Raw genomic sequence first — 11,286 nt, 5'->3', positions numbered from 1 at the left:
ACGCCGGGGGTCTGACAATTTCCGATTGTGCCTGGTCAGACCCCTCCGGCAACCTCAGTCGCAGGGGCAGCAGTTGCAGTCGCAGTCACAGTTCGGGCCGCAGTCGGGACCGGGGTCGCAGCCGTCGCGCCGCTTGTCGCTCCACGGCCCGGGGAACGGGTCGCGGCAGCAGAACTGGCAGGTCCCGCACATGTAGAGGAACGCGCCGCAGCCCTCGAAGCACCCGCGCGGCTGCCGCTGCCAGTTGAGCCGGGGATACGACCACAGCCCGCTGCCGGGGTCCGACCAGCGGGGCTTGCCCGGCGGGTAGTCGTGCCGCTTGCGCTTGCCGAACACCCGGATGATCGACTCCTCCAGCTCGTGCACCAGCAGCTTGTGCACGAGCCGCGCGTCGGTGAACTCGACGTCGCCGAGCGCCAGCCTGATCCCCGCCACGGCGTCCAGGCACAGCCGGTGTGCCTCGTCGACGGGCGTCCCGGTGGCGAGCAGCGGGTTCCACGCCCCCGAGGCGCGGTCCTCCTCCAGGTCCTCGACGGCGTCGATCAGGTGCGCCACCCGCCCGAACAGCCGCCCCACCTCGCGCAACGGCTCGACGTTGTGCGGCCGCCCGGCGATCACCGCGGTCTGCCCGACGGCGAACGCGGTCGCGGTCTCCGTGGGTTCGGTGACCACCAGCACCGAGCTGCCGAGCCCCGCTCCGGCCTCCACCTCGGGCTGCCGCCGCACCGCGTCCACCATCACCGACGCGTCGAACCCGAGGTCGGACGCCGTTCCGAGGCCTTTGGAGGCCCAGCGCTGCGCCACCGCGCGCCCCGCCCACCCGAGCCGGCCCGCGAGGCCGTCACCGTCGTCCACGTGGTCCTGGATCTTCAACGACGCGAGCACGAGCGACACCGAGGCCGCCAGCCGCGCTCCGTCGCCGATGGCCACGTCCGCGGACTTCATGCCGCGCAGCGCGCACGGCCCGGCGGTCCGCCGTGAGACGCCGGACTGCGCCTCCACCGCGGCCGAGATCATCAGCCCGTCGTAGTTGGTGACGAGGCGCGAGAGATGACCGTGCTCGTCGCGCAACGACAGGCACATTCCACAAAGGTGTGAGAGCCACGCGGACCGCAGCTCAGCGCCCATTCTGTTGCGACAGGGGCGGATGATCCCGAACATGCGCGGCATCCTAAGTGGCCGCGGCGCCCGGCGATGGCAGTATCGCGGACGTGGCACACATCCATCCGCCGAAGATCGAGTACTTCGACCTGGACGCCAAGAGCAACACCGACCCCAAGGGGCAGCTGAGGAGGGTCGACGAGTTCCGGCTCACACCGACGGGCCTCTACATGTTCCGGCCGCTCGCCGGGCATCCGAAGATCAGCCACTTCGAGAGCTGGTTCCTGCCGAAGCTCAACATCCGCGTGACGCGCCAGTCCTGGCACCCCGGCCACCAGATCGACTTCGACTTCTACGTCGACGTGGTGGAGATCAACGCGATCGGCAGCGTCTGGAAAACGACCGACCTGTACCTCGACCTGATAGTCCGGACGGGGCACAGCGTGACAGTTCTGGACACCGACGAGTTGATCTCCGCGGTGCAGCAGAACCTGATCTCGGCGGAACGCGCGCAATGGGCGCTGGAAACCACCTACTCGGCGGTGTCCGGTATTTCAGCGCACGGTCACGATGTGGTCAGGTGGCTCACCTATTCGGGTTGTCCCACGACCTGGCGCTGATACACAGAGCGTGTTCGTCACCTGACCGTGACGTAACAAATCGACCCGGCGTGTAACTGGGAGCACATATTTGACTACGCTCGGCGGCGTGGGAGCGGTCACTACACCTCAGTTGGTCGATGTCGTCGACACCATTTCGGGCGTGCGCTCGTATTCGTCGGGCGGCTCGCGAACTCTCAGTTCGTGCTATGCCGAACGGTGGGGTCTGCGAATCGAGCACCCCACTCCGGAGGATCCTTTCTCGGACTCCGAGGTCACCTGGCTGATGCCCGAACTGGGCCTGCGCCTGACCACCTACCGCCCGCGTTCCCGGCACGCGCGCAGCAGCCCGAGCGTGCTGTCCGCCGTGCGGGTCGAACGCGACCACCGCCACTGGCAGACCACCGACCTGCTGCTGGGCCTGGCCGTCCCCGGCGGCACCACGGCACGCATCGTGCGCAGCGAGGACTTCGCCGCCGCGGTCGCTGGCCGCGTGCTGCGACCGGGCGACGCCGACCAGGCGCTGCGCACCGTCCACCGCACCCTCGAAGAGCTCAGCAACGTCAACCACAACCTGACGTCGTGGTTGACGTGGCACGGCATCTACGACTCCTGGCCGCCCCTGTAGGCCTGGACGCGCCTCGCGGCCGCCTCCATCCACGGCTCCTTGGCCTCGCCGTAGGCGAACCCGTTGCCGTCGGCCGCGAACCGTCGTGACAGTTCGAGCTTGACCTTCGCGTACTCGTCGCGCGCCGCGGTGTCGTGCCGCAGCCAGTCCCGGAAGTCGATCGCCCACCGCCAGTTCGCGGCACCTTCCACGCGCAGGTGCAGGTTCACCCGGCGCCCGGGATCCGCCCCGGCGTGCAGCCGCTTGCTCCAGTCGCCTTCCCCGCGCGGCGTGTCCACGTACGGCCCGACGTACGGAAAACCGGCCTGAGCCAGCGGTTCCCGCAGCTCGTCGGCGGTCTCCATGTCCTCGACGGCGAGCTGGAAGTCGAGCACGTCCTTGGCCGCGAGCCCCGGCACCGCCGTGGACCCGATGTGCTCGACGCGCCGGCCACCCGCCGCCACGCTGATCCGCCGAGCGATCCGCCGGGCCTCGGCGGGCCACCGCTCGTCGTAGGGCACGACCAGCGGCGACCCGGACGCGTACGACCCCGTGCGCAGGTTCTTCTCGAACCCGACCAGCCGATCCCACAACGCCGTGATGTCCGGAACCTCACCGCTGTTGTCGAGCCACACGTCCGCAACGGCCCGCCGCTGCTCGTCGGTGGCCTGCGCGGCGATCCGGTTCTCGGCGTCCCGCCGGTCCATCCCGCGACTCGTCACCAGCCGCTCCAGCCGCGTGGCCGAGTCGGCGAAGACGACGATCACCAGGTGGTAGACGGCCGCCATGTCCCGCTCCACCAGCAAGGGGATGTCGTGCACCACGATGGCGTCCTCGGGGGCCTCCGACATCCGCTGCCCGGTGAGCGCACCGATCCGCGGGTGCGTGATCCCGTTGAGCGTCTGCCGAGCCTCCTCGGTGGCGAACGCCTTGGCCGCCAGCGCGGCCCGGTCCAGCGTGCCGTCCGCGTTCAACACGTCCTCACCGAACGCCTTGACGACCTCGGCAAGCCCGTCGGTACCCGGCTCGAGCACCTCCCGGGCAAGCTTGTCCGCGTCGATGACAACGGCACCGTTCTCCGCCAGCAGCCGCGCGATCGTCGACTTGCCGGACCCGATCCCCCCGGTCAACCCCACCCTGAGCATGCGGGTCAGGTTAGCCGGACACTCACACCGGCGGCGTCATCGACTGCACGGCCAGCACCGGCAGTATCGCGATGAGCTTCTCCTTGGGGATGAAGTTGTGCCGGTTGCGCACCACGAACGTCGACTTCCCGAGCGACCCGATCAACAGCTGCTCGTCCTTGCCCTCGACCAACGTCCCCTTCTGCTTGCCGACGTCGACCTCGGTGATCTTCGCGCCCTCGCCCCGCTCGGCCTCGACGCTCTCGGTGACACGAGTACGAGCCGTCAGATCGTCGTTGTAGGTGGACAGCCCGATGACGATCTTGGCGTCCGGCAGCCCCTTCTTCTCGGGAATGCCGTAGTAACAATCGATCTTCCCGGTCCGCCCGATGGCAGGCTCCTTGATGCCGACGATGATCCGAGGCTCCCCGGGAAGCTCCTGCCCGAGCGTCGCATTCATGACGTCGACGGGCACCACGAGCTCACAGTCGTCGGGCAAAGCCCGGTCCACCATCACAGGCACCCGAGAGGGAGTCGTGGACGGCGTGATCTTCGGAATCTGGGGCGGCGGCGCCTGAGTCTGCGGCGCGGCAGCCGAGCAGGCGGCGCAGACCGCCAGCACACCCACGCCCAGTGCCACGAAGAATTTGTTCCCACGCATAGGTTTAGCAACCTACACAACGAGGTTCAGCCTCCACCACAGAGTGGACAACAAGCACCCGACAGCGCGACAAAGACAAGCCACCCAAGCGAAGCAAAGACGAGCAGCAGCCCACCCAAGCGAAGCCGAAGGCGAGCCGTCCTTCCACAAGGCAAAGGCGGTGGGGTCCCATCACGAGTCGCGCCACAGCACTTGCTGCACCTGAGGGGTGGGGTCAAGTCGACACGCTTTTCGTCGACTTGACCCCACCCCTCAGGTGTGGCCCGCTCTTGGTGCGGCTCGTGATGGGACCCCACCGCCAACGCACCCAGCAACGCAACAGGCAGCCGCCCAACGCAACAGGCGTGCCATCAACCCGCGCACGGCGCGGGCCCCCTGATCAGATTGCCGGGGGTCTGGGGGCAGCGCCCCCAGGGAAAGCACGCAACCCAAGGTCGCCGCCCGCAAGGTGACCACCCACAAGGTCGCGCCCCACCGGGCCACCGCCCGCCACCCACAAAGCCAAACGACAAAGGCCCCCACACCCAAAGGGTGCAGGGGCCTTCGAAGGTCTAGCTAGCGACTCACATGCCGCCCGACAGCTTCTCGCGGAGAGCCGCGAGCTGCTCGTCGGAAGCCAGCGTGCCACCGGACTGAGCCGGCGCGCCCACGGACGTGGAAGGAGCGTCGCCACCGGAGGTGTAGTTGCCCGCACCCTCGGCCGAAGCCTCTTCCTCGGCCTCGGCGGCCTTGCGGATCTGCTTCATGTGGGCCTCGTAACGAGTGTGCGCCTCGGCGTACTGGCGCTCCCACTCCTCACGCTGCTTGTCGAAGCCGTCCTGCCACTCCTGGGTCTCCGGGTCGAAGCCCTCGGGGTAGATGTAGTTGCCCTGGTCGTCGTACTCGGCGGCCATGCCGTACTGGGTCGGGTCGAACTCGGTGTCGACCGTGAAGCCCTCGTTGGCCTGCTTGAGCGACAGCGAGATGCGGCGACGGTCGAGGTCGATGTCGATGACCTTGACCATGACGTCGTCGCCGACCTGGACGACCTGCTCCGGGATCTCGACGTGGCGCTCGGCCAGCTCGGAGATGTGGACCAGGCCCTCGATGCCCTCGTCCACGCGGACGAACGCACCGAACGGAACCAGCTTGGTGACCTTGCCCGGCACGATCTGACCGATCGCGTGGGTGCGGGCGAACTGACGCCACGGGTCTTCCTGCGTCGCCTTGAGCGACAGCGACACGCGCTCGCGCTCCATGTCGACGTCGAGGACCTCGACGGTGACTTCCTGGCCGACCTCGACAACCTCGGACGGGTGGTCGATGTGCTTCCAGGACAGCTCCGAGACGTGGACGAGACCGTCGACGCCACCCAGGTCCACGAAGGCACCGAAGTTGACGATCGAGGACACGACGCCCTTGCGGACCTGGCCCTTCTGCAGCTGGTTGAGGAACTCGCTGCGGACCTCGGACTGGGTCTGCTCCAGCCACGCGCGGCGGGACAGGACCACGTTGTTGCGGTTCTTGTCCAGCTCGATGATCTTCGCCTCGAGCTCACGGCCGACGTACGGCTGGAGGTCGCGGACGCGACGCATCTCGACGAGCGAGGCGGGGAGGAAGCCGCGGAGGCCGATGTCGAGGATGAGACCACCCTTGACGACCTCGATGACCGTGCCCTTGACGGGCTCGTCCTTCTCCTTGAGGGCCTCGATGGTGCCCCACGCGCGCTCGTACTGGGCGCGCTTCTTGGAGAGGATCAGACGGCCTTCCTTGTCCTCCTTCTGGAGAACAAGCGCCTCGACCTCGTCACCGACCTTGACGACCTCGTTGGGGTCGACGTCGTGCTTGATCGACAGTTCACGCGAGGGGATGACGCCCTCGGTCTTGTAGCCGATGTCGAGCAGGACCTCGTCCCGGTCGACCTTGACGATCGTGCCCTCAACGATGTCGCCATCGTTGAAGTACTTGATCGTCTTGTCGATAGCTGCGAGGAAGTCCTCCTCCGTCCCGATGTCGTTGATCGCGACCTGCTTGGGAGCAGCGGCAACGGGGGCGGTGGTGGTGTCGGTGGACATTAGGTAGGTGGCTCCGGTACGGATTGGCATTGATTGGCTGGTAGTGGTGCGCGCGCAGCGTCGCAGCGACCTGGAATCCGGCGGGTCTGGATCATGGGCAGCACTAACCCACTACGCACGCGATATCGTACGCGGCCGCGAGACGCGCAAGCAAACCAGCCCCCATGTGAAGGAGCAGTGTGTCCAACCAGCACGCGAGCGCGGAACAAGCGCTCGGCACCGCAGGCATCGTCAAGCGCGGGGCGGACGCCGCCGAGTCGCGCGTGGCGAACCGGATCTGGTGGGACGCGGACGCCGACGACTACCACGAGACGCACGGCGAGTTCCTCGGCGCGGCGGACTTCGTGTGGTGCCCGGAGGGCCTGCGCGAGGCCGACGCCCGGTTCCTCGGTGACGTCGCTGGTCAGCGCGTCCTGGAGGTGGGCTGCGGCAGTGCGATGTGCGCTCGCTGGCTCAAGGACCACAAGGCCGAGGTCACCGCCTTCGACATCTCCGCCGGCATGCTCCGCCACGCCCGCCGCAACAACGCCGAGACCGGCATCGACGTGCCGCTCGTCCAGGCCAGCGCGGACCAGCTGCCGTTCCGCGACGACTCCTTCGACGCCGCCTGCAGCGCGTTCGGCGCCGTGCCGTTCGTGGCGGACGTCCAGGAGGTCTTCGGCGAGGTCGCCCGCGTGCTCAGGCCCGGCGCGCCCTGGGTGTTCGCGGTCAACCACCCGATGAGGTGGATCTTCCCCGACGACCCCGGCCCTCTCGGTCTGACCGTCACGCAGTCGTACTTCGACCGCACGCCCTACGTGGAGGTGGACGAGGAGGGCAAGGCGACCTACGTCGAACACCACCGCACGCTCGGCGACTACGTCCGGGCGCTCACGAGCACCGGTTTCGTGCTCGAGGACCTGGTCGAGCCCGAGTGGCCGAAGGGCCACACCCGCAACTGGGGCCAGTGGAGCCCGCTGCGCGGCAAGCTCTTCCCCGGCACCGCGATCTTCCGGACCCGCCTGACGTCGTAATCTCACGTGCCATGACCACGGCACGCGGACTAGTGGCGGCCCAGTCAGCCCGTTTCGCCTCACTGGACCCGTTGCTCCCGCCCGCCACCGAACCGCCCTCGGACGGCCACGTCCTCACGGCGGCGCTGGCGGACGGCACGCGCGTGGCCGGGGTCGTCAGCCACCAGAGCTTCGAGCCGCACACGACCACGCGGCTGTGGTCGGCCGCCGAGGTGTGGGAGATGCTGCCGCTCGTCGGCGACTCGCAGGGCATGGACGCGCTGCTCACCCGCTTCCGCCGTCATCTCGACACGCAGGAACTGCACGACGACACGGCGTGCGTCGTGCACTGGCCGAGCCGCGACGTCAAAGCCGCACGGGCGTTCCTGGACCACGGACTCGTCCCGCTGTCCGTGCTCGCCGTGCGCCTGCGGACGCCGGCCCAGCACATCTCCCGCACGCTCACGATGCGCCGTGCGACCCCGCACGACCTGGAGACCGTGCTCGAGCTGTCGCTCGCCGAGCTGGAGTACTCCTCCTATGTCGGCTCGACGATCGTGCGCCCGAACGCGGCCCACGTGAAACGCCGCGCGCTGGTCGAGCGCCTCAAGAACGCGAGTCCCATCTGGCTCGCCGAGCGCGACGGCATCGCGGTCGCGCTGGCCGAGTGCGCGATCGTGTCGTCCGAGCCCGGCACGCCCGCGGCGGCACGGCTGCCGCGCGGCCGCTGGGGCTATGTGAACTGCGTCTCGGTCCTGCCGGGCGCGCGCGGCTCCGGCATCGGCCAGCAGCTCCTCGCCTATGCCCACCAGGAACTTCACCGGATGGGCACGGTCGGCACGTACCTCTACTACAACCCGCCGAACCCGCTGAGCAGCGTGTTCTGGCCTCGTCAGGGCTACCGGCCGCTGTGGACCGTCTGGGAAGTACGCCCCGCCGCCGCCCTTAGGTGACCTATGTCCGAGTTGCAGGGCGCCGACGACTGCGCGAGAATTTGTACTGACCGGTCAGTTTAAACGGAAGGTAAAGACGTGGAGATCCACGCAAGTCGCGCAGGCGTCAACGGGGGCCATGGTCCCCTGCTCCGGCCGACTTCGCTGACCGTGAAGCCCGGAGAGCTGACCCTGGTCGCGGGCGAGCCCGGCACCGGTCACACGGCGTTCGGCCTGCTGCTGTCCGGCCGCATGAAGCCCTCCACGGGCACCGTGTCCCCGGACGCGAAGACGCTGCGCAAGCGCGTCGTCCTGGTCGACGCCCCCGAGGTGAACGAACCGGAGGAAGCGCTGAGCCTGTCCGCCGTCGTCGGCGAGGAGCTCGCGATGAACGGCATGCCGTCCGGCAAGAAGGCGGTGCACGACTGGTTGGTGGAGCACGCCGCCGATGAGCACGCGGACAAGCGCTTCGAGCACGTCCCGGCGCAGACCCGGTGCGCGGTGCTGCTCGACCTGGCCGCCTCACGTCCTGGCGTGACGGGGCTGGTCCTCGACTGCCCCGACCGCTACCACCCCGACCCGCGCGAGTGGCTCGCACTGGCCCACGACCACGTGACCCCCGAACGGTCCGTCGTCGTCCTGTGCTCGAACTCCTCCGCTCACATCCTCGACATCCCGCACGCGCGCCTTGGTGAGGACAACGACACCAAGATGGAGATCACCGCATGAGCGCCCTTCGCATGGCCTTCAACGAGCTCCGCCGGGTCACCTCCGGCAAGCTCCCCAAGCTCGCCGTCCTGGCTCTGGCGCTCGTGCCCCTGCTGTACGCGTCGCTGTACCTGTACGCCAACAAGGACCCGTACGCGAACCTCAACCACGTCCCCGCCGCGCTGGTCGTGAAGGACAAGGGCGCCAAGGACCTCAACGCCGGCAAGGACGTCGCGGACGAGCTGCTCACCGGCAAGAAGTTCAACTGGAAGGTCGTCGACGACGCCGACGAGGGCGTGCGCAAGGGCGAGTACATCTTCGCGCTCACCCTGCCGGAGGACTTCTCCGAGGCGCTGACGTCCGCGGAGCAGAACAAGCCGCGCCAGGGCGTGCTGACCCTGACGACGAACGACGCCAACAACTACCTGGGCAGCACGATCGCGAACCAGGTCGTCAGCGAGGTGCGCCGGGCCGTCACGGCGAAGGTCTCCACCGAGGCCGCCGACAGGCTGCTGCTCGGCTTCTCCACGATCCGCCAGGAGACCACCAAGGCCGTCGACGGCGCCACGCAGCTCGCGGACGGCAGCACGACGCTGCGCGACAAGCTCGGCGAGCTCGACAGCGGCGTCCAGCAGCTCTCCACGGGTGCGGTGACGGCGGCCACCGGCGCCGCACAGCTCCGCGACGGCACGCATGAACTCCGTGCGCAGACCGCGCCGCTGCCCGAAGGCGCCCAGAAGATCGCCGACGGCGCGCGCCAGGTCGCCACCGGCAACGAGACCGCCGCGACGCAGGCCGAGGAGTACGCGAAGAAGGCGCAGGCACTCGTCGGCGTGCTCGACCAGGCCAACGGCGACATCGCGAACCGTTTGCGCGCCTTGGGTTTCACCGAGGAGCAGGTGCAGCGCGTGCTGACGACGATCGGGCAGGTGCGCCAGCCGGTGGACGACGCCAACGGCAAGGTCCAGGGCGCCGCGGGTGATCTCCGCAAGCTCGCGACCGGCGCGGACCAGGTGGCCGACGGCGCCGAGCAGCTCTCGTCCAAGATGCCCGGCCTGGTCGCCGGCATCGGCAGGCTCGACGACGGCGCGACCAAGCTCGCCGACGGCAACGCCCAGCTCCGCGACGGCCTGCAGAAGGCGGCCACCGGCACTCCGCAGCTCAGGGACGGCGCCGCGAAGATCGCCGACGGATCGGCGCAGCTGCGCGACGGCCTGTCCGGCGGCGTGAACAAGATCCCGAACCAGGACGACCCGACGCGGGCGGCCATCGCACAGGCGATCGGCGACCCGGTGGCGGTGCGCGGCCTGTCCCAGACGAAGGCCGCCACGTACGGCGCCGGCCTCGCTCCGTTCTTCCTGGGCCTGGCCACGTGGATCGGCGCGTTCGTGCTGTTCCTGCTGCTGCGCCCGCTCTCACGCCGTGCTCTCGCCGCCGGTCAGTCAGCGCTGAGGGTCGCGGTGGGCGGTTGGCTACCCGGCGCGTTGCTCGGCATCGTGCAGGTGCTCGTGATGTTCACGGTCGTGCGGTTCGTGGTGGACATCGAGCCGTCGAACCCCATCGGCACGTTCGGATTCCTCGCACTCATGTCGCTGACGTTCGTGGCGATCCTGCACGCGCTGAACGCCGCGTTCGGTGCCGTCGGCAAGTTCCTCGGCCTGATCCTGCTGATCCTCCAGCTGGTCAGCGCAGGTGGCACGTTCCCGTGGCAGACGATCCCGGTGCCGCTGTACCCGCTGCACTACGGCCTGCCTATGGGGTACGCGGTCGACGGCCTGCGGCACCTGATGTACGGCGGTGACCTCGGCAGCGTCGGAAAGGACGCCCTGATCCTTCTCGCCTGGCTCCTCGGAGCCCTAGCCTTGACGTCCGTGGCGGCCTACAAGCAGCGCGTGTGGACAGCGTCCAAGCTGAAGCCGGAGCTCGTGCTGTGAGCGCGCGGACGACGGCGACCAGGCAGAAGCTCTTCGACGCGGCGTTGAAGCTGGTCGGCGAACGGGGCGCGGCCTCGGTGACGGTCGACGAGATAGCCGCGGAGGCGGGCGTCGCCAAGGGCACGATCTACTACAACTTCGCCTCGAAGGACGCCCTGGTCGAAGCGCTGCTGCACCACGGGGTGGAGATCCTCGCGGGCCGGCTGCGGTCGGCGGAGGGGTCCGAGGACTCGCTGGAGGCCTTGGTCGACCAGATGCTCGGCTTCTGGGCCGAGTACCCGGCGTTCGGCCAGCTCCTCGTCTCGGAGCTGTGGCGCACGCCCGGCCAATGGCACGGCACTCTCTCGTTGCTGCGCGACGACATCGTCTCGATCGTGCGCGGTCAGATGAAGCGCCTGGCCGACGCGGGCCGCCTGCCCGAAGGGGTCGAGGTCGGCACCGCGTCGGCGGCGTTGTTCGGCACGTTGCTCGTGATCGCGCTGGACTGGCAGGTGTTCCAGCCGGAGCGGTCGCGGGCGGAGGTGCGCGAGTCGGTCATGCTGCTGGTGCGGGGGATGCGTTCGGCTCGGTGAGC

At 68.8% G+C, this 11,286-nt stretch carries 11 protein-coding genes; 7 read left to right on the top strand and 4 right to left on the bottom strand.

Annotated elements, in window-relative coordinates; all coding sequences use genetic code 11:
* Nucleotides 1-54: 54 nt before the first annotated feature.
* Nucleotides 55-1,161, bottom strand: a complete 1,107-nt coding sequence (locus ORI60_RS32205; RefSeq protein WP_266041767.1) for a DUF5685 family protein — start codon at nt 1,159-1,161, stop codon at nt 55-57.
* Nucleotides 1,162-1,211: 50 nt separating this feature from the next.
* On the opposite strand from ORI60_RS32205, the gene ORI60_RS32200 reads away from it, so the two are divergent.
* Together ORI60_RS32200 and ORI60_RS32195 are read left to right on the top strand one after the other, a co-directional pair.
* The gene (locus tag ORI60_RS32200; RefSeq protein WP_266041766.1) at nt 1,212-1,721 is read left to right on the top strand and encodes a DUF402 domain-containing protein; all 510 of its coding nucleotides are present in this window, start codon (nt 1,212-1,214) and stop codon (nt 1,719-1,721) included.
* 265 nt (nt 1,722-1,986) lie between these two features.
* Nucleotides 1,987-2,328, top strand: coding sequence for a hypothetical protein (locus tag ORI60_RS32195; protein ID WP_266041765.1), 342 nt, complete (start codon nt 1,987-1,989; stop codon nt 2,326-2,328).
* On the opposite strand, the gene coaE is transcribed toward ORI60_RS32195, so the two are convergent.
* The 3 genes from coaE to rpsA form a co-directional block, all read right to left on the bottom strand.
* Nucleotides 2,304-3,452: a dephospho-CoA kinase gene (gene coaE, locus ORI60_RS32190; RefSeq protein WP_266041764.1), complete on the bottom strand. Its 1,149-nt coding sequence runs from the start codon at nt 3,450-3,452 to the stop codon at nt 2,304-2,306. The genes ORI60_RS32195 and coaE overlap by 25 nt on opposite strands.
* Nucleotides 3,453-3,474: 22 nt before the next feature.
* A complete protein-coding gene (locus tag ORI60_RS32185; RefSeq protein ID WP_266041763.1) occupies nt 3,475-4,092 on the bottom strand; it encodes a hypothetical protein in 618 nt (205 codons plus the stop codon).
* A gap of 563 nt (nt 4,093-4,655) precedes the next feature.
* Nucleotides 4,656-6,146: a 30S ribosomal protein S1 gene (gene rpsA / locus ORI60_RS32180; RefSeq protein WP_053737214.1), complete on the bottom strand. Its 1,491-nt coding sequence runs from the start codon at nt 6,144-6,146 to the stop codon at nt 4,656-4,658.
* 179 nt (nt 6,147-6,325) lie between these two features.
* Between rpsA and ORI60_RS32175 the strand changes: the two genes are divergently transcribed.
* The 5 genes from ORI60_RS32175 to ORI60_RS32155 all read left to right on the top strand — a co-directional run bounded on the left by ORI60_RS32175 (nt 6,326) and on the right by ORI60_RS32155 (nt 11,284).
* Nucleotides 6,326-7,159, top strand: a complete 834-nt coding sequence (locus tag ORI60_RS32175) for a class I SAM-dependent methyltransferase (RefSeq protein WP_266041762.1) — start codon at nt 6,326-6,328, stop codon at nt 7,157-7,159.
* 11 nt (nt 7,160-7,170) lie between these two features.
* The gene (locus ORI60_RS32170) at nt 7,171-8,091 is read left to right on the top strand and encodes a GNAT family N-acetyltransferase (RefSeq protein WP_266041761.1); all 921 of its coding nucleotides are present in this window, start codon (nt 7,171-7,173) and stop codon (nt 8,089-8,091) included.
* Nucleotides 8,092-8,169: 78 nt separating this feature from the next.
* Nucleotides 8,170-8,799: a hypothetical protein gene (locus ORI60_RS32165; RefSeq protein WP_266041760.1), complete on the top strand. Its 630-nt coding sequence runs from the start codon at nt 8,170-8,172 to the stop codon at nt 8,797-8,799.
* Nucleotides 8,796-10,712: a YhgE/Pip family protein gene (locus ORI60_RS32160; RefSeq protein WP_266041759.1), complete on the top strand. Its 1,917-nt coding sequence runs from the start codon at nt 8,796-8,798 to the stop codon at nt 10,710-10,712. Before ORI60_RS32165 ends, ORI60_RS32160 begins: the two co-directional genes overlap by 4 nt.
* Nucleotides 10,709-11,284, top strand: coding sequence for a TetR/AcrR family transcriptional regulator (locus tag ORI60_RS32155; protein ID WP_266041758.1), 576 nt, complete (start codon nt 10,709-10,711; stop codon nt 11,282-11,284). Before ORI60_RS32160 ends, ORI60_RS32155 begins: the two co-directional genes overlap by 4 nt.
* Nucleotides 11,285-11,286 lie beyond the last annotated feature (2 nt).

The sequence above is a fragment of the Lentzea sp. NEAU-D7 genome (assembly GCF_026242055.1).
In the GTDB taxonomy this organism is placed as follows: Bacteria; Actinomycetota; Actinomycetes; order Mycobacteriales; family Pseudonocardiaceae; genus Lentzea.
The sequence above is the reverse complement of the archived record's forward strand: the minus strand, read 5'-3'. Positions and strand labels throughout refer to the sequence as shown.

Bases quoted from the DNA above. Each gene is read 5' to 3' on its own strand.
- ORI60_RS32205 (WP_266041767.1), bottom strand. From the start codon at position 1,161: ATGTTCGGGATCATCCGCCCCTGTCGCAACAGAATGGGCGCTGAGCTG.
- ORI60_RS32195 (WP_266041765.1), top strand. From the start codon at position 1,987: ATGCCCGAACTGGGCCTGCGCCTGACCACCTACCGCCCGCGTTCCCGG.
- coaE (WP_266041764.1), bottom strand. From the start codon at position 3,452: ATGCTCAGGGTGGGGTTGACCGGGGGGATCGGGTCCGGCAAGTCGACG.
- ORI60_RS32185 (WP_266041763.1), bottom strand. From the start codon at position 4,092: ATGCGTGGGAACAAATTCTTCGTGGCACTGGGCGTGGGTGTGCTGGCG.
- rpsA (WP_053737214.1), bottom strand. From the start codon at position 6,146: ATGTCCACCGACACCACCACCGCCCCCGTTGCCGCTGCTCCCAAGCAG.
- ORI60_RS32170 (WP_266041761.1), top strand. From the start codon at position 7,171: ATGACCACGGCACGCGGACTAGTGGCGGCCCAGTCAGCCCGTTTCGCC.
- ORI60_RS32160 (WP_266041759.1), top strand. From the start codon at position 8,796: ATGAGCGCCCTTCGCATGGCCTTCAACGAGCTCCGCCGGGTCACCTCC.